The 18,040-nt window shown below is 66.5% G+C and carries 15 protein-coding genes and 2 pseudogenes; 13 read left to right on the top strand and 4 right to left on the bottom strand.

The window, feature by feature from the left end; all coding sequences use genetic code 11:
* The first annotated feature begins 21 nt into the window (after nt 1–21).
* From EI28_RS10590 to EI28_RS10605, 4 genes are read left to right on the top strand one after another with little or no spacing between them, the layout of a single operon-like run.
* The gene (locus EI28_RS10590; RefSeq protein WP_048114701.1) at nt 22–1,230 is read left to right on the top strand and encodes an HD domain-containing protein; all 1,209 of its coding nucleotides are present in this window, start codon (nt 22–24) and stop codon (nt 1,228–1,230) included.
* 14 nt (nt 1,231–1,244) lie between these two features.
* Entirely contained in the window at nt 1,245–1,799 is a 555-nt protein-coding gene (locus tag EI28_RS10595; protein ID WP_048114703.1) for a UbiX family flavin prenyltransferase, read from the top strand.
* The gene (locus EI28_RS10600) at nt 1,792–3,033 is read left to right on the top strand and encodes a UbiD family decarboxylase (protein ID WP_048114705.1); all 1,242 of its coding nucleotides are present in this window, start codon (nt 1,792–1,794) and stop codon (nt 3,031–3,033) included. The genes EI28_RS10595 and EI28_RS10600 overlap by 8 nt, the downstream gene beginning before the upstream one ends.
* A complete protein-coding gene (locus tag EI28_RS10605; RefSeq protein ID WP_048114707.1) occupies nt 3,034–4,194 on the top strand; it encodes an aconitase X catalytic domain-containing protein in 1,161 nt (386 codons plus the stop codon).
* A gap of 6 nt (nt 4,195–4,200) precedes the next feature.
* On the opposite strand, the gene EI28_RS10610 is transcribed toward EI28_RS10605, so the two are convergent.
* Together EI28_RS10610 and EI28_RS10615 are read right to left on the bottom strand one after the other, a co-directional pair.
* A complete protein-coding gene (locus EI28_RS10610; protein WP_048114709.1) occupies nt 4,201–5,709 on the bottom strand; it encodes a glutamate synthase-related protein in 1,509 nt (502 codons plus the stop codon).
* Entirely contained in the window at nt 5,706–6,746 is a 1,041-nt protein-coding gene (locus tag EI28_RS10615; RefSeq protein WP_048114711.1) for a glutamine amidotransferase family protein, read from the bottom strand. The genes EI28_RS10610 and EI28_RS10615 overlap by 4 nt, the downstream gene beginning before the upstream one ends.
* 108 nt (nt 6,747–6,854) lie before the next feature.
* Between EI28_RS10615 and EI28_RS10620 the strand changes: the two genes are divergently transcribed.
* The 3 genes from EI28_RS10620 to EI28_RS10630 all read left to right on the top strand — a co-directional run bounded on the left by EI28_RS10620 (nt 6,855) and on the right by EI28_RS10630 (nt 8,944).
* Nucleotides 6,855–8,183 (top strand): glutamine synthetase family protein, encoded by a 1,329-nt coding sequence (locus EI28_RS10620; RefSeq protein WP_048114713.1) that lies wholly within the window; start codon nt 6,855–6,857, stop codon nt 8,181–8,183.
* A 169-nt stretch (nt 8,184–8,352) separates the two neighbouring features.
* Entirely contained in the window at nt 8,353–8,625 is a 273-nt protein-coding gene (locus EI28_RS10625; RefSeq protein ID WP_048114728.1) for a HEAT repeat domain-containing protein, read from the top strand.
* A gap of 64 nt (nt 8,626–8,689) precedes the next feature.
* A complete protein-coding gene (locus EI28_RS10630) occupies nt 8,690–8,944 on the top strand; it encodes a HEAT repeat domain-containing protein (RefSeq protein WP_048114715.1) in 255 nt (84 codons plus the stop codon).
* Between the two features lie 7 nt (nt 8,945–8,951).
* On the opposite strand, the gene EI28_RS10635 is transcribed toward EI28_RS10630, so the two are convergent.
* Together EI28_RS10635 and EI28_RS10640 are read right to left on the bottom strand one after the other, a co-directional pair.
* The gene (locus EI28_RS10635) at nt 8,952–10,232 is read right to left on the bottom strand and encodes an SLC13 family permease (protein ID WP_048114717.1); all 1,281 of its coding nucleotides are present in this window, start codon (nt 10,230–10,232) and stop codon (nt 8,952–8,954) included.
* Between the two features lie 214 nt (nt 10,233–10,446).
* A complete protein-coding gene (locus EI28_RS10640; RefSeq protein ID WP_048114719.1) occupies nt 10,447–13,158 on the bottom strand; it encodes an HAD-IC family P-type ATPase in 2,712 nt (903 codons plus the stop codon).
* A 175-nt stretch (nt 13,159–13,333) separates the two neighbouring features.
* Here EI28_RS10640 and EI28_RS10645 point away from each other — a divergent pair, with 175 nt between their 5' ends.
* From EI28_RS10645 to EI28_RS10665, 6 genes and pseudogenes are all read left to right on the top strand, one after another.
* Nucleotides 13,334–13,888, top strand: coding sequence for a type 1 glutamine amidotransferase domain-containing protein (locus EI28_RS10645; RefSeq protein ID WP_048114720.1), 555 nt, complete (start codon nt 13,334–13,336; stop codon nt 13,886–13,888).
* A gap of 357 nt (nt 13,889–14,245) precedes the next feature.
* Nucleotides 14,246–14,947: pseudogene (locus EI28_RS14940) on the top strand (HEAT repeat domain-containing protein); the annotation flags it as partial.
* A complete protein-coding gene (locus EI28_RS14945; RefSeq protein WP_231476746.1) occupies nt 14,841–15,146 on the top strand; it encodes a HEAT repeat domain-containing protein in 306 nt (101 codons plus the stop codon). The pseudogene EI28_RS14940 and the gene EI28_RS14945, both read left to right, overlap by 107 nt.
* 104 nt (nt 15,147–15,250) lie before the next feature.
* Nucleotides 15,251–15,700, top strand: a pseudogene (locus EI28_RS10655) (HEAT repeat domain-containing protein); the annotation flags it as partial.
* A gap of 29 nt (nt 15,701–15,729) precedes the next feature.
* A complete protein-coding gene (locus tag EI28_RS10660; RefSeq protein ID WP_048114722.1) occupies nt 15,730–17,595 on the top strand; it encodes a PAS domain-containing sensor histidine kinase in 1,866 nt (621 codons plus the stop codon).
* A gap of 76 nt (nt 17,596–17,671) precedes the next feature.
* Nucleotides 17,672–18,040: two-component system response regulator (locus tag EI28_RS10665; RefSeq protein ID WP_048114723.1), on the top strand; the 369-nt coding region annotated here is incomplete at its 3' end.

The following is an 18,040-nucleotide window of genomic DNA, read 5'->3' on the forward strand; positions in this document are numbered from 1 at the left end:
CCAAGAATCTTAACAGAACCGATGAAGATCATCAAAGATCCGGTGCACGGCTACGTCGAGGCGGACGCGACGGCACTCCGGCTGCTCGACTCGGGGGTCGTCCAGCGGCTCCGCCACGTCACCCAGCTCGGGTTTGCAAACCTCGTCTACCCCGGGGCAAACCATACCCGGTTCGAGCACTCGCTCGGGACGATGCACCTTGCGGGCCTGATGTCGGGCCAGCTCGGGCTTGATAGGGATGAGACGAAACTCGTCACCACGGCCGCCCTCCTCCACGACATCGGCCACGGCCCCTTCTCCCACGTCACCGAGCCGGTGATGGAGGAGTTCACGGGAAGGAGCCACCACCAGATCGATCGCCTCGTCCGCGAGGGAGCGACCGCGGGTATCCTCGAAGGCGACGGGCTCGACCCCGCTGAGGTCTGCGCCGTCGTTGCGGGAAAGCACCGCCTCGCGAGCATCATCCACGGGAGCCTGGACGTCGACCGGATGGACTACCTGATGCGGGACGCCCACTACACCGGCGTCCCCTACGGGACGGTCGACGCACACCGGCTTATCCGGAGCACCATCTTCACCGAATCGGGCATCGCCCTGCACGAAGGCGGGATCAACGCCGCCGAGTCGCTCCTCATCGCCCGGACCCTGATGCGCCCGGCGGTCTACTTCCACCACGTGAGCCGGATCGCGACGAGCATGTTCGTCCACGCCCTCCGCGAGGAGGTGCAGAACACCCCGGGCACGGACGCACACGAACTGATGCGGATGGATGACGCCGCCTGCATGGAGCGGCTGAAGCACTCTTCCTGCGAAATTACCCGCGACCTCGCCCGCCGGGTCTACGCCCGGGACCTCTACAAGCGGGCGCTGTATATCGGCGAAGACCGGGTGAACGCCGCAGCCCTCCGCCAGGAACTCGGCCCCGCGAGGGAGCGGGAGATCGCCCGCGAGATCGCCGAGACCGCCGGGGTCACGGAGGACGAGGTTCTCGTCGATATCCCCCGGCTCCCCCGGGCGCTCTCGATGGAGGTCCGGGTCAGGAACAGCCACGCGATGGTGGAGATCGAGGAGGTCTCCCCCCTCATCAATACCCTGAACGACACCCGGCGACAGCAGTGGCGCCTCGGCGTCTACACCATACAGGAGCACCGGGACACCGTGGAGCAGGCGGCAACAGAGGTGCTCCGGGTGAAGCGGGCGACAAAACAGGATAAACTCGTAGTGACATAGTATATGGAGTGCGCATGAAGAAAGAATTCGTCGTCGGGATCACCGGGGCAAGCGGGGTCGTCTACGCCCGCCGCCTCCTCGAGGTGCTCTGCGACCGGGCAACGGTGCATATCGTCATCTCCGATACCGCCCGGCAGATCGCCGGGATCGAAGACATCTATCTTGAGGGGTTCGACGCCGTATACGCCGAGAACAGCAACCTCGCGGCCGATATCGCGAGCGGGTCGTTTTGCTACGACGGGATGGCGATCGTGCCCTGCAGCATGAAGACGCTTGCCGCCGTCAGCAACGGGTTCGCCGACAACCTGATCGCCCGGGCGGCGGACGTCTGCCTCAAGGAGAAGCGCCCGCTCCTCCTTCTGCTGCGGGAGATGCCGCTCTCCCGGATCCACCTCAAAAACATGCTTGCCGCCGACGAGGCCGGCGCGACCGTGATGGTCGCAAGCCCTCCCTTCTACCAGCGCCCGCAGACCATCGACGACCTCGTCGACATGGTGGTGGCCCGGGTGCTCGACCACATGGGGGTCGAACACGACCTCGGAACCCGATGGAGCGGATACGATGCGTAACTTTATCGAACTGATGCGCCAGCAGGGCAGGGTCGAGGAGATCGAGAGCCCCTGCTCGACCGTCTACGAGGCTCCCCGTATGGCGAGCCGGACGGATAAGATCCTCTTCTTCCACGACCTCGACGGCCGCCGGGGAGTGATGAACCTCCTCTCCGACCGCCGATCGCTTGCGGCGGCGCTCGGCGTGGAGGAGCGGGACCTCGTCGGACACCTCGCGGGCATGACCTGCAGCGGCCGCGTCGTGGATGCCGGACGGCTTGAGGGCGGCATCCCTGCCGACCTCTCCCGCCTCCCGGTCATGAAACACTTCCCCGGCGACGCCGGGCGCTACTTCACCTCCGGGATCGTCTTCTCGCGCTACGACGGCGTCGAGAACGCCTCCATCCACCGGATGATGGTCCTCGACGACGGAAGAGTCGTCGCCCGCCTGGTGGAAGGACGGCACACCCATACCCTCCTCAAAGAGGCGCTCGCCCGCGGGGAGAAACTCCCGGTCGCGGTCACCGTCGGCACCCATCCGCTGGTGACGTTCGCCGCCTGCACCCGCGTCCCGGAGGGCAAGGAACTCGCCTACGCGGCGGAACTGATGGGCGGGGAACTCGCTGTGCGGGAGTGCGAGAACGGCGTCCGGGTTCCCGACGCCGAGATCGTCCTCGAAGGCTACATCGGTGCCGAAAAGGCGACGGAAGGGCCGTTCGTCGACATCACCGGCACCTACGACCCCGTGCGCCAGCAGCACGTGATCGAGTTCACGAAGATGTACTGCAAGGAGGACCCCATCTACCACGGCATCCTCCCGGCCGGCGACGAGCACAAACTCCTGATGGGAGCGCCGTACGAGCCGAAGATCTACCGTGCCGTGGGCGAGGTGACGACGGTCAGAGACGTCCTCCTCACGAAGGGCGGCGCCGGCTACCTTCACGGGGTGGTGCAGATCCGCAAAAATACGCAGGGAGACGCGAAGAACGCCATCATGGCGGCGTTCGCCGCCCATACGTCCCTCAAACACGTCGTGGTGGTGGACGAGGATATCGACATCCACGATCCCCACGACGTCGAATACGCGATCGCGACGAGGGTGCGGGGCGACACCGACATCATGGTCGTCACCGGCGTCCGGGGTTCGTCGCTCGATCCGACGCGGCTGGGTGACGGGACGAACGTGAAGGTCGGGGTCGACGCCACGATGGTCATGGGAAAAGAGGACGAATTCAGAAGAGCGGAGTGGGTGTAGATGTATCTTGACAACGATGACGAGAGGGTGCTTGCCGGCGAGTTCGGCGAGACCCGGCAGAAGATGATGGAGATCCTGGTCGCGCTCGGGGAGGTCTACGGGGCGGAGAAACTCGTCCCGATCGCGAGCGCCCAGGTGAGCGGTGCGTCCTACAAGACCATTGGAAAATGGGGGCTTGCCTGGCTGCAGAGCCTCAATGCCCGGGCGGCGGTCCCGGCGGTCTTGAACCCCATCGGGATGCCGCGGGAGGGGTGGCAGGAGTTCGGGATCGGCGAGGAGTTCGCCCGCCGTCAGGCGGAGGTCGTCGAGGCCTACCGGAAGCTCGGGATCCGGGTGGAATGCACCTGCACGCCCTATTACCTGCGGATCACGGAGTACGGGGAGCACCTGGCCTGGTCGGAGTCCTCGGCGGTCGCCTACGCGAACTCGGTTCTCGGCGCCCGGACGAACCGGGAAGGCGGACCGAGCGCCCTTGCGGCGGCGATCATAGGAAAGACCCCCTACTACGGCCTGCATATCGTCGAGAACCGGCGGCCGCAGGTCGTCGTGGAGGTCGAGTGTGGCACGGGCCCGCACGCCGGCCACTGGGGCGCCATCGGCCACGTCGCCGGGAAGAAGGTGGGGAACCGGATCCCGATCTTTGCCGGTATCCGGCCGGGCCGCGATCACCTCAAAGCCCTCGGCGCCGCGATGGCGGCGACCGGCGCGGTCGCCCTCTTCCACGTGGATAAGATCACCCCCGAGGCAAGGGTATTCTCGTTTGATACCGACAGCCTCGACCGGGTGACGGTGACGGCGGACGAGGTCGAAGCCCTCTTTACCGAGACCGAGGTCGAGGCGGTCGCGGTCGGGTGCCCGCACTGCTCCGCCGACGAGCTCCGGGAACTCGCGGAACTTCTGCGGGGAAAGACGACGACGAAACCCTTCTACATCTTCGCCGCGAGGGGGGTCGCGAAGCACAACCCCGACCTCGTGAGCGTCATCGAGCGGAGCGGCGCCCGGGTGATCCCGGACACCTGCATGGTTGTCTCGCCCCGGATGGACGAGTTCGCTTCGATCATGGTCGACTCGGGCAAAGCCCTCGCCTACGTCCCCGGGATGTGCGGGGCGGTCGCCCGGATCGGGACGAGGAAAGAGTGCGTCGAAGTCGCGACGTCGTGAGGGCGTTCACGCCCCCACCGCTCTGACGTCGAGCACCTCCATCAGGCTCTCGTCGAGCATGTAGCCCCGGAGCCGGTCGCGGTTGCCCCGCAGGCTCTCGATGCTGTTGATCCCGGCCGCACCCAGGAGTTCGGCGAGTTCGAGCGTCCACGCCCGGATCAGGTTCGCCACCTGTATTGAGGCCTCGTCGGGGTTCAACCGCGCCACGAGATCGGGCTGCTGGGTGGCGATCCCCCAGGGGCAGAGGCCGCGGTAGCAGTTCCCGCAGACCCGGCAGCCCATCGCCGCGAGCGCCGCGGTGCCGATGTAGACCGCGTCCGCCCCGAGGGCGATCGCCTTCGCGACGTCGGCGCTTCCCCGGATACCCCCGCTCGCGATGACGGATATCTCGTTTCTGATCCCCTGGTCGCGGAGTTTTTTGTCCACGCTCGCGACCGCCGCCTCGATCGGGATCCCTACGTGGTCGCGAAAGACCGTCGGCGCCGCGCCGGTGCCGCCGCGGAACCCGTCGACGACGACCGCATCGGCCGGCGAGCGGGCGATGCCGGCGGCGACGGCGGCGACGTTGTGAACGGCGGCGATCTTCACAAAGACCGGTTTCTTCCACTCCGTCGCCTCCTTGAGGCCGCGGACGAGCTGGGCGAGATCCTCGATGCTGTAGATGTCGTGGTGCGGCGCGGGGCTGATCGCGTCGCTGCCTTCCGGGATCATCCTCGTCCTGGAGATATCCGCGCAGACCTTCTCCCCCGGGAGATGGCCGCCGATGCCGGGCTTCGCCCCCTGGCCGATCTTGATCTCGATCGCGGCGCCGCGCTCCAGGTAATCGATGTTCACGCCGAACCGCCCGGACGCGACCTGGACGATCATCCGGTCCTGGTAGGGGTGGAGGGCGGCGTGCAGCCCGCCTTCCCCGGTGCCCATATAGGTCCCGGTCTCCTTTGCCGCCCGGGCCATGGCCAGCTGGGCGTTGAGGCTGATCGCCCCGTAACTCATGTGCCCGATCATCACCGGCGTCTCGATGCGGAGGTTCGGGGTGAGGCGTGTCCGAAGCTCGACGTCGCCGCCCTCCCGCCGCCGGAGATCGAGTTTCGCCGGCCTCTTCCCGAGGTGGGTCGTCAGTTCGATCGGCTCGCGGAGCGGGTCGAGGCTCGGGTTCGTGACCTGGCAGGCGTCCAGCACCAGGCGGTCGAAGATGACCGGGTAGTCGAGCGCGTTGCCCATCCCCGCGAGGATGATCCTGCCCGTCCGGGCCTGGTTGTAGATCGCCTCCCGCGCCTCCCGGGTCCAGAGCGGGTGGCTCCGGTAGTCGCAGGGGTGCTCTTCGAGGCTGATGGCGTCCCGGGGGCAGCAGGCGATGCAGCGGTGGCAGGCGGTGCAGTTCCGGGAGTTGACCTGGATTCGGTCGCCGTCCCGTGAAAAGACACCGTAAGAGCAGTTCTCGATGCACCGCCCGCACTCCATGCACCGGACGGGGTCGATACTGATCCGGTAGCGGGGAGGGAGACTCCCGATCATGCGACAACCCTCCCGATCACCGGCTCGCCCGCGGCGGGCATCCGGATCGACCCGACCCGCGGTTCCATCGCCCGGATTGCAGCCTCTTCACTCGAGATGTAGAGCCGGTCGCCGCACTCGCCGACGACCATCGGCCGGAGTTTGGTCCGGTCGGTGAACCCGACCATCATATCGGGGTTCGCGGCCACGATGGCGAACGGCCCGTTCATCATGGCGGATGCGTAGGCGAGCCGGAGGGCGGAGTTCCACTCCCGCTCGGCCGCGGGCATCCGGTCGATCTCCTCCCAGAAGGGCGGGGCGAGCGCCCGGACCGCGATATCGACGTCGAGGCTGTGCCGCCGCACCAGGAGGTCGACTAAGTAGGCGACGACCTCGGTGTCGGTATACATTGTGCAGGTGTAACCGAAACTCTCGATGTAGCGTCGGTTCGTCCCGTAGGAGGTGATCTCGCCGTTGTGCACGACGCTCCAGCCGAGGAGATTGAACGGGTGCGCGCCGCCCCACCATCCGGGGGTGTTCGTCGGGTAGCGGTTGTGCGCGAGCCAGATGTAGCCCTCGTAGTCCTCGATCCGGTAGAAGTCCGCGACGTCCTCGGGCCACCCGCCGGCCTTGAAGACCCCGAGGTTCTTGCCGGAGGAGAAGATGAGCGCGCCGCGGCGGGCGGCGTTGACCTGCATCACGAGGGCACTGACGATCTCGTCCTCCGGTGCCGCAGGGGATGCGTCGGGCTTGAAGAAGTAGCGCCAGGGGGTGTGAACCGCCCGGAGGCCCGGCCGCTCGCAGGTGGGGATCGCCTCGTCGTGCTCGACTGTCCCCCACTGCGCGAGCGTCGAGTCGAGGAGCGGCTTGTTCTCGCGAGGGTTGTCGAAGAAGACGTGGAGGGCGTAGCAGTCCCGGAAGTCGGGGTAGATGCCGTAGGCTGCGTACCCCGCACCCTCGCCGCTGCCGCGCTCGTTCATCATGGAGAGGGCCTGTCGGATGCCGGAACCGTCCATCGTCCGGCGAGATCTGTCCATTACGCCAATTATGCCGCACATAACCATCACGGTCGACCCGCCCCCCTCCACCTCCAGGTGGTCGGGGAACGCTCTGATAGATCTATATCCGTCAACTATATATAATATTGGAAGGAAGTTTCCTTCCATATGAGTGCCGACAACATCTCAACGATGCTCGAGCGCATCGAACAGGACAATGTCCGGTTCCTCCGGCTGCAGTTCACCGATCTCCTGGGCATGCCCAAGAACGTCTCCATTCCGGCGAAGCAGGTCGGGAAGGCACTTACCGACGGCATCGGGTTCGACGGGTCGTCGATCGAGGGGTTCGTCCGGATCGAGGAGTCCGATATGGTGCTCAAACCCGACCTCTCGACCTACACCCTCCTGCCCTGGCGGCCCCGGGAGAAGAGCGTCGCCCGGTTCATCTGCGACGTCTGCAAACCGGACGGCAAACCGTTCGAGGGCGACCCGCGCTCCGTGCTCCGGCGGGCGATGGAGGACGCGGCGAAGGACGGCTACGTCTTCAACACCGGCCCGGAGCTTGAGTTCTTCCTCTTCAAGATGCTCGACGGCCGGCCGACCACGCAGTTCGAGGACGTCGGCGGCTACTTCGACCTCGCACCGACCGATCTCGCGGAGGATCTCCGGCGCGAGGCGATTCTCGCGCTCACCGAGATGGGGTTCGATATCGAGGCGTCGCACCACGAGGTCGCCGAGAGCCAGCACGAGATCGACTTCAAGTACAGCGACGCGCTGCATACGGCCGACAACGTCATCACGTTCAAGTTCGCGGTCAAGACGATGGCGCTGATGCGCGGCCTGCACGCGTCCTTCATGGCGAAGCCGATTCACGGCATCAACGGGAGCGGGATGCACGTGAACTGTTCGCTCGCAAAGGACGGGGTGAACGCCTTCTACGACCCGGATGCGCCGCTGCAGCTCTCGAAGACCTGCATGCACTTCATCGGCGGGCTGCTCAAACACGCGCCGGCCATCACCCGGATCGCGAACCCGACGATCAACTCCTACAAACGGCTCGTCCCCGGCTACGAGGCGCCCTGCTACATCAGCTGGAGCGCGAGCAACCGCTCGGCGCTGGTGCGGGTTCCGGCGCCCCGCGGCAACAGCACCCGGGTCGAGTTCCGCAGCCCCGACCCGACCTGCAACCCCTACCTCGCCTTCACGGCGATGCTCGCCGCCGGGATGGACGGAGTCCGGAGCGAGATCGAGCCCCCGGACGATGTTCACAAGAATATCTTCCACATGACGTCCGCCGAGCGGGGCCACAACGGGATCGCGACCCTGCCCGGAGACCTCCACGAGGCCCACCGGGCGCTGCTTGCCGACGACCTCATCTGCAACGCGCTCGGCCCCCACGTCGTCGATGCGCTCACGAGCGTTGCCGAAGCCGAGTGGGACGCCTACCGGACGACGGTCCACCCCTGGGAGATCGACCGGTACCTGGCGACCTACTGAACTCTTTTTTCTTACGTGGCGGGAGCACCCGGCACCTCCGTTCGCCGAAAACCCGTGTAACGCTGTATCCTCATCCCGCCGCTATCGCTCACGCAAACCCGGCCGCCGCAGGAACGTTCATATCCCCCAAAAAGCATAGATGCGCGTATCGGCCGAACGGGGAAGCCACATGACACGAAGAATTGATATCGACACCATGCGAAGGCACCGGGACATCGACGGCCTGGTTGCAGCACTTTTCGAGCCCGAAGAGATCGTGCGGCTGACCGCCGCCGAAGCCCTCGGCTCCGTCGGCGACGAACGGGCGCTCGAGCCGCTCGAGCGGCTGAAGTTCTCCGACCCGAACGCGGGCGTCCGGCGGGCCGCGTCGTTCGCGCACGCCCGGGTGGTGGGGAGGCTCGCGAACCGGAAGGCGGCGGAGGGGATGTCCAGCGAATCGTAAGCCCGCACCCGGTAAGGCATATATATCGCTGAGACGTCTACGCGAAACGACCAGGAAGATTGCTATGCCGACAATCGATGAGATCGATACCATGCGGGATGCCCGGGACGTCGACGGGCTGATCCGGGCGCTCGCCGACCCGGACGAGTTCGTCCGGTCGCAGGCCGCCCTTTCGCTCGGGACGCTCGCCGACCCGAGGGCAGAGGAGCCGCTCGCGAGGGTAAAAAGCGAGGACCCGAGCGCCTCGGTCAGGGAGGCGGCCGCGACCGCGCACCGGTGGGTGGTCGGCCGGCTCCGGGAGATCGAGGCGACCCGGTAGCACCGGCCTACAGGACGGCGAAGTTGAGATAGAGGATGGCGGTGCCGATCCCGACCGTGACGAAGAGCACGAGCATCCCCACCTTCAGGAACTCCAGAAACGAGATGGAGAGGTTGCTCCGTGCCGCGATCCCGATGACGACGACGTTCGCCGACGCCCCGATAGCCGTGCCGTTCCCGCCGAGGCACGCACCGAGCGAGAGCGCCCACCAGAGCGGGTAGGTGTCCATCGAGACGCCCATATCCTGGATCAGGGGGATCAGGGTGGCGGTGAGGGGGATGTTGTCCACGATGGCCGAGGCGATTGCCGCGAACCAGGCGATGATCATCATGGCCTCGCCCTCCGAGTGGACGTTGTTCACGACGAACCCGGCGACGGCCGCGATCGTCCCGGTCTCGACGAGGGCGCCGACGACGACGAAGAGGCCGCCGAAGAAGAAGAGCGCCGGCCACTCGATCTTCTCGAAGATCTCCTCCGGATTCTGCCTGCTCCAGAAGAGGAGGATCGATGCGCCGATCAGGGCGACGAGGGCGGGTTCCAGCCCGAGGAGATCGTGGACGAAGAACATCCCGATGACGAGCGCGATGACGGCGACCGATTTTTTGAAGAGCGGCATGTCGCGGATCGCCTCCCGCTCGTTTAAGTCCGCAAACGTCTTCTCGATCCCCGCCTGCTCGTCGGGCGAGACGTAGAGGTCTTTTCGGTAGATGAGGGCGAGCATCCCCATGACGACGGCGAGGTCGACGACCATGATCGGGCCGAGGTTGACGATGAACTCGTTGAATGTCAGGCCGGCGGCCGACCCGATCATGATGTTCGGGGGATCGCCGATGAGCGTCGCCGCTCCGCCGATGTTGGAGGAGAATATCTCGGCGATGAGGAAGGGCAGGGGGGTTATCCGCATCACGCTTGCGATGTAGAGGAGCATCGGGGTGAGGAGGAGGACAGTGGTGACGTTGTCGAGGAACGCGCTCGTCACGGCCGTCACGAGCGAGAAGAGGAGCAGCACCCGCATCGGGCTCCCGTTTGCCAGTTTCGCCGTCTTGATGGCGATGAACTCGAAAAGGCCGCTGCCGCGGGCGGTGTTGACGATGATCATCATCCCCATCAGGAGGAAGATGGTGCCGAGATCGATGTACTCCGGGATCTTCTCCCACGGGACGATGTGGAGGAAGACGATGACGGAAGCGCCGAACATCGCCGCCACCGCACGGTGAATCCGCTCGTCGATGATGAGCGCGTAGGTGAAGAGGAAGACCGCGACGGCGATCAGTTCCGGGCCGATCACGCGTTCCCACCCCGGCGAGGGTTGGGGCCGCGGACGGCGGGGTATGCCGCGAGAGATTGACGATATGCCATGGAACTCTCCGAGAAGAATAAACTGCAGGATTCAGATATGCGCGTTCCTCCCATAATCGTGCCGGTCAGCACCGTTGCCGGGAGGATGGAACCGGGAAGATCCGGCGCTGAATTCCCGGGCCGGGCGAGGGCGTTCGCCCGGTTCAGCCCGACGCGGGGGGCCTGCCCCGGACCCGCAGGAGGAGGATCTTGTAGACCTCCCCGGCGAGCAGCACCGGCAGGCCGAGCAGGGCGAGCAGCCCCCAGTCGGCGAGGGCCAGGGGCGCGGTCCCGAGGAAGACGTTGAAGATCGGGACGTAGACCACCAGCGCCTGGAGGGCGAGGCTCCCGAGGATGGCGAGGAGCAGGGCGGGGTTCGAGAAGAACCCGATCCGGTGGAGGGGATACCGGAACGACCGGAAGTTCAGCACGTTGTAGAGCTCGAAGATGATGAGCCCGGTAAACGCCATCGTCCGCGCCCGGTCGAGGTCGACCGCGTGGAGACCCGTGAAGACGTAGATGGTCAGGAGACCGAGCCAGGCCCCGATGACGAGGATGACGGCGTAGGCGTTGCGCGTGAGGATGGACTCCTGCGGGTCGCGCGGCCTTCGTTGCATGACGTCCCGCTCGGCGGGTTCGAGGCCGAGGGCGAGCGCGGTGAGACCGTCGGTGACCAGGTTGATCCAGAGGATCTGGACGGGGATGAGGATCAGCGGCAGGCCGAGGAGGAGCGCCCCGACGATCGCGACGAGTTCCCCGACGTTGGAGGAGAGGAGGTAGCGGGTGAATCGGGCGATGTTGTCGTACTCCCGCCTCCCTTCCTCGACGCCGGCGACGATGCTTGCGAAGTTGTCGTCCACGAGCACCATGTCGCTCGACTCCCTGGCCGCATCCGTCCCCTTGATGCCCATGGCTATCCCGATGCTCGCCTTTTTGAGCGCCGGAGCGTCGTTGACGCCGTCGCCGGTCATGGCGATGACCTCCCGGTCGCGAGAGAGGATGTCGATCACCCGGAGTTTGTGCTCCGCGGTGACCCGGGAGAGGACCTTCGTCGTTTTGAGACGCCCCTCGAGTTCGTCGTCGCCGAGCGCTTCGAGTTCGGCCCCGGTCATCGCCCCCTCGCTCGAGAGCCCGAGATCCCGGGCGACGGCGTAGGCGGTCAGCGGGTTGTCCCCCGTGATCATGATGACGTCGATCCCGGCGCTCCGGCAGAGCCGGATCGCCTCCGCCGCCTCGGGCCGCGGGGGGTCGACGATCCCGGCAAACCCGAGGAAGACGAGATCGGTCTCCACGGTATCGGCCGTCCACTCGATGCCGGCGGGGAGCGGGCGGCAGGCCGCCCCGAGCACCCGGAGCCCCTGCGACGCATACCCCTCGATCTCGCGAAGAAGCGCGTCCCGGAGTTCGTCCGTGAGCGGGACGGCCGAGCCCCCCCGGAGGAGCCGGGACGAGCGGGCGAGAAGGACCTCCGGCGCCCCCTTCACGTGGGCGACGTGCCCTCCCTCTTCGGGGTAGACGATCGTCATCCGTTTCCGGGTGGAATTGAACGAGAACTCTCTTTCCGGCTCCGCCGCGTCGTCGCGCGAGAGCCCGGCCTTCTTCGCCGCGACCACGAGCGCCCCCTCGGTCGGCGTGCCGAGGATCCGCCACCCCCCTTCCTCGAGGATGAGGGTCGCGTGGTTGCAGAGGAGGACGGTGCGGAGGAACTGCCGGAGCCCCGGGTCGGCGAGCGGATCGATGGCTTTCTCATCGACGAGGAACTCGCCCATCGGGAGATACCCCGCCCCGGTGACCGCGACCTCCGCGTCAGGCGTCCGCACCCGGACGACCGTCATCTCGTTCCGGGTGAGCGTTCCGGTCTTGTCGGTGCAGATCACCGAGACCGCGCCGAGGGTCTCCGATGCCGGGAGGTGGCGGATGAGGCAGTTCCTCCGCATCATGGTCTTGATGCCGATGGCGAGCGTCAGCGTCACGACCGCCGGGAGCCCCTCCGGGATCACCGCCACCGCAAGGGAGACGCCGACGAGGAACATCTCGAGGAGGGCCCGCTGCTGCAGGAGGCCGACGGCGACCACGAGAACGGCGATCCCGAGGGCGATCAGCCCGAGATCGCGGCCGAGCCGGTCCATCTGCCGCGCGAGGGGCGTCGTCTCGTCCGCGACCCGCTGGGAGAGGCCGGCGATCCGCCCGAACTCCGTCTGCATCCCGGTGGCGACCGCAACCCCCCGGCCGCGCCCGTTCGTCACCGTCGTGCCGGCGAACGCCATGTTGCTCCGCTCGGCGAGGGGCGTCCCGGCAGGAAGCGTTCCCGGCGCCTTGTCCACGGGAGACGACTCGCCCGTCAGCGGCGCCTCGTCCACCTCGAGCGACGTCGCCTCGGCGATGTAGATGTCGGCGGGCACCCGCTCCCCCATCTCGAGGAGCACAACATCTCCCGGCACGATCCCCGCCGCTTCGATCTCCCGCCGCTCCCCGTCGCGGACGACCACGGCGTGCTGAACGAGCATCTTTTTAAGCGCCTCGATCGCCTCGCCGGCCTGCCACTCCTGCGTATACCCGAGGATGGCGTTTAGGACGACGATGATGAGGATGGCGGCGGCGTCAAGGGCTTCGCCGACGAAAAACGAGACCGCTGCCGCGATGATCAGGATGACGATGAGGATGCTCTTGAACTGCCGCAAAAATACCTGGAGCCGGGTCTCCCGCGCCTCCTCGCGGAGGACGTTTTTCCCGTAGCGCTGCAGCCGCGCCTCCGCCTCGCCCGTGGAGAGACCCGCGGGATCCGTGCCGACCTCCCGGCGCACCTCCTCCGCGGAGAGGGCGTGCCAGTCAGGCAGAGGTCTTCCACCTGCAGACTCTCCAGTCGGCACGGGCATATGTTCCCGGTTCTGCGCCTGGCTATAAAAAGGTATAGAGATCGCTCGTCCTGCCGCGAAACCGGCACAGCAGCGGCCGGTTCGTCCCGGATCTGCCGGACATCCGGCAGGATTATATCTTCCGGCCGAACCGATCCGGTGCCGGGCCGGGCGACCGGTCCGGGGAGGAACGAGAATGAGCAGAATAGCAGTCCTGATCACGGATATGTTCGAGGATGTCGAGTACACGAAGCCCGCCGGGGCGTTCCGGGAGGCCGGCCACGATCTCGTCCACGTCGGCCTCTCCGCGGGAGAGACCGTGCACGGGAAGGCGGATAAAACACCGGTCACGATCGACCGGGCCGCATCGGATGTCTCACCGGACGACTTCGACGCACTCTTCATACCGGGCGGCTACTCGCCCGACAAACTCCGGGCTCACGATGCGCCCGTCGAGTTCGTGCGCCGTTTCGTCGAGAGCGGCAGACCGGTTCTCTCCATATGCCACGCACCGCAGCTCATGATCACCGCCCAGGTGCTCCGCGGCCGTAAAGTGGCGGGCTGGAAATCCGTCGCGCAGGATATCAGGAACGCCGGGGCGGAGTACGTCGACCGTGAGGTGGTCGTCGACGGCAACATCGTCTCGAGCCGGCAGCCGGACGACATCCCCGCTTTCATCGAGGCGTCGCTCGCGAAACTCGAGGAAGCCGCGGGAGGAAAAACCCGGGCTGCGGCTGCAGGGCAGCGGTGAGAGGGGAACCCCGCCTCATAAACTCTTTATGGGTGCGGCCCGCACCTCCTCTTCAGGATGAGTCCTGCAGGTCTGTCTGGAGGGGCATGGAGCAGGCCCGCAGTCATCGTCCTCGTCACGGCCCTCGCCGTTCTCCTGGATCTCGCCTTCGGCACGGTCGCGTACACCCATCTCTTCTACCTGGTGCTCATCCTCGCCGCGTTCTGGTACCGGCGGCGTGCAATCATCGTCGGGATTCTGCTCGCCGTGATCCACGTCACCGTCTATTCCCTCCTCTACGGCACCCCGGACGCCGGCATCCTCGTGAGTGCGGGGGCCTTCGTCGCCGCCGCATACCTCCTCGGCTACCTCTTCGAGATGGCGGGCAGGCGTGCCGGCGGTCTCCACTTTCGTATCGGCGAGCCTTCCGGCGAAGCCGTGTGCGACCGGGACACGAGACGGCTGATTGCCCGGCTCTCGAGCCGCGACCCCGACACCCGCTACCGGGCGGCCGGGTGCCTGGGCGACGCGGGCGATCCCGCTGCGGTCGAACCGCTCGCCGCACTCCTCGCGGACCCGGAGGTCGGCGTCAGGTGGAAGGCGACGGAGGCGCTCGGAAGACTGGGCTCTCCGGCCGTCGGGCCGCTCACGGAGAGCCTCAGGAGCGAGAATGTCGACGTCCGCTGGATGGCCGCGGTCGCTCTCGGCGAGATCGGCGATCCCGCGGCAGTCCCGGCGCTGATGGGCGCGCTCGACGACGAGGATACCTACGTCCGGAGCAGGGCGGCCCTGGCCATAGGCGCTATCGGCGAGCCGGCCCGTGAGGAGGTCATCGCCGCCCTCTCTGACGGCAACGAGCGCGTCAGGTGGGGAGCGGCGATTGCGCTTGGGAGCATCGGGGGGGAGAGCGGTATCGCGGCCCTCATCGAAGCGCTCCGCGACCCGGACGGGGAGGTGCGGCAGCGGGCCTCCGGTGCGCTCGCCGATATCGGGGGTCCCGCCGTCCGGCCCCTCATCGAGACGCTCGGGACGGAGAACGAACTCCTCCGGCGGGGCGCGATCGCCGCCCTCGCCCTCGTCGGCAAGCCCGCCGTCCCCGCGCTCGCCATGGCGCTCCGGCACGGCGACGACCGGCGCGTCCCGTGCGGGAGCCGCGCGGGTTCTCGGGGAGATCGGGGATCGCGGATCGGCCGACATCCTGATCCGGGCGCTCGAAGACGGGCAGGAGGAGGTGCGCGAGGCTGCCCGGGAAGCGCTCGGCAGCATCAGGAAGACATAACAACCGCAAGTGTGCACCTGAACGCTATGACTGACAGGACCCGGATCGAGGAACTGATCGCCGATCTCCGGGACGCCCCTCTCGCGGCGCGCCGGGCGGCGGCCGCCGAGCTCGGCGAGAGCGGGGAAGCGGCCGTAGAACCGCTCATCGCCGCGATGCAGGCCGGGAATAACGACGTCCGGTGGTATGCCGCCCGTGCGCTGGTGCGGATCGGGGAGCCGGCGATCGATCCTCTCCTTGCGGCGATGCGCGCGGCGGACGACCACGACTTCCGGCGATACGTCACGGCGGCTCTCGCGGGGATCGGCGCCGCCGCCGTCGAACCTCTCGTCGCCGTCATCGAGAACGCCGATCCCGACCTCCAGCCGTTCGCCGCGATGGCCCTCTGCCGGATCGGCGATCCGGCGGTCGAACCGCTCCTCCGCCTGATGGAGAGCCCTGATGCGAAGACGCAGGAACGCGCCGCACTCCTCCTCTGGAAGATGGGAGAGACGGGAGCCGGGCCGCTCACCGAGGCGCTGGAGGCGAAAGACCGATCCGCGAACAATAAATGATCGAGACGCCTTCAGATCTCTAAGGTCTGATGGCATCTCGTACGACGGAGGGTCTCTTCCGGTTCCTGCAGGAAGGCGACCTCCGTAAACCCGGGAAAGTTCTGGTAGCCGGCGCTTCGGGCACGGCAATCTTAGCCGCCCTTCTCGTGGAGCCGCCCGGCACCAACCTCATTCTCTGGGCCCTTCTCTTCGTCCCCGCCGCGGCGGTCGGCTACCTCTACCGCGAGAAGGGGATCGTTGCCGCCACCGTGCTGGGGCTCGCCTATCTCGGCGTCACGGCAGGGCGCGCCTACCCCCCCAATCCGAGCATATTTCTCCCCTTCGTTGCCATGGTCGCTCTTGCGTCGCTCGCCTCGACCGTCGGCTACTCGGCCCGGGAGCAGATCCACTACCGGGAGGCCATGGAACGGGCTCCCGGCGGCGCGTTTCTTCTCAGGCGGGATGACGGAGCGATAGCGGACGCGAACCGCGACTTCGCGGAACTCCTCGGGTACGGGAGGAGGGATCTTGAGAACCTCCCGCTATCAAAGATCTGGCCGTACGCCGACGACCGCGAGCGGTTCTTTGCGCAGGCACAACCGGGCGCAGGCAACGTGGTCGTCGAGACGCGGTTCGTCGGCCGGGACGGCAGAACGCGCTGGCTCGTTCTCCGGGGGCGCTGCCTCGACGATGTCGTCGTCACCTGCCGCGTCTCGGAGATCACCCGGTACAAGGAGGCGGAAGCGGCCCTGAACGCCGAACGCCGCCGTCTCTTCTCGATCCTGGACACCCTTCCCGCTTACGTCACCCTGCAGGGGGAGGATCACACCATCCGGTTTGCCAACAGGGCGTTCCGGGAGACCTTCGGCGACCCGGAGGGCGGGCTCTGCTACGAGGTGCAGCGCGGCTCCCGGAGGCCCTGCAACCCCTGCAAGGGGGCGATGGTCTTCACCCTCCGGAGCCCGCAGCACTGGGAATGGGATCATATGAACGGGAAGACCTACGAGGTTCACGCCTACCCGTTCACCGATACGGACGGGTCGCCCCTGATGCTGCAGCTCGGGATCGATATCACCCAGCGGGTGCAGGCGGAAGAGGCGCTCAAAGGGTTTGCCGGGAACCTCCAGACGAAGAACCGGGAACTGGAGTTGTTGCGGAGCCAGCTCTCCGTCGTCAACCAGGAACTCGACGCGATGGTCAGGGAACGGACCGCCGACGTGGAGAAACTCCTCGCCCAGAAGGACGAGTTCATATCGCAGCTCGGCCACGACCTCAAGACGCCCCTGACACCGCTGGTCGCTCTCATGCCGAGGATCGCCGAGCGGGAGCAGGACCCGGATCTCCGGCGCCTCCTCGAGATCGCCGGCCACAACGTCACCTACATGAAGGATCTGGTCCAGAAAACCCTGCAGCTCGCCCGGATGAACTCCCTCTACGTCGAGCTCGATCTCGAACCCCTCGACCTGCAGGCGGAACTCGACCACACGCTCCGGAACTACGCCGTCCTCTTCAAGACGAAGGCCATCACCCTCAACAACAACATCCCGGCCGGGATCGCCGTCAGGGCCGACCGGGTGCTCCTCGGGGAGGTCTTCAACAACCTGATCGCCAACGCCGTCAAGTACATCGAGGACGGGAAAGGGACGATCACCATCGACGCCGCCCGCGAGCAGGAGGCCGTAGCCGTCTCGGTCAGGGATACCGGGATCGGCATGACCCGCGAGCAACTCGACAAGGCGTTTGCCGAGTTCTACAAGGCCGACGCCTCCCGCCACGACCTCGAGTCGCCGGGGCTCGGCCTCACGATCTGCCGGCGGATCGTGGAACGGCACGGGGGGCGGATATGGGCCGAGAGCGCCGGCGAGGGGAGGGGTTCGACCATCATATTCACCCTTGAGGCGGTAGACGCGCCGTAAAAAATCCGCAGGGTTATATACTGTTCCGGCCGAGAGAACTTACTGAACAACCCGGCGGGTCCCGGGGAGGGAACAGATGGCGGAGGAATCGAACCGGCGGATTATGGTCGTCGACGACGACGTGTTCATCCTCGAGGTGATGGAGGAACTCCTTGAACCTGAGGGGATCGAGGTCGTCGCCGCGGAGAGCGGCGATGAATGTATTGCACAACTCGCAGATGGGTTTCGGGGGGTCATCCTGATGGATATCATGATGCCCCGAAAGGACGGATGGGAGACGATCCAGGAGATGATCGACCGCGATCTCATGGAGGGGAACGTCATCGCGATGCTCACTGCAAAGGACGTCCCGGACGTGGAACTGGAGTGCCTCAAGGAGCACGTCATCGACTACATCACGAAGCCGTTCGAGCCGGACGAGATCGTGGCTCTCGTGAAGGGGTAC

Origin of the sequence: Methanoculleus sp. MH98A (assembly GCF_000691865.1) — an archaeon.
Taxonomy (GTDB): domain Archaea; phylum Halobacteriota; class Methanomicrobia; order Methanomicrobiales; family Methanoculleaceae; genus Methanoculleus.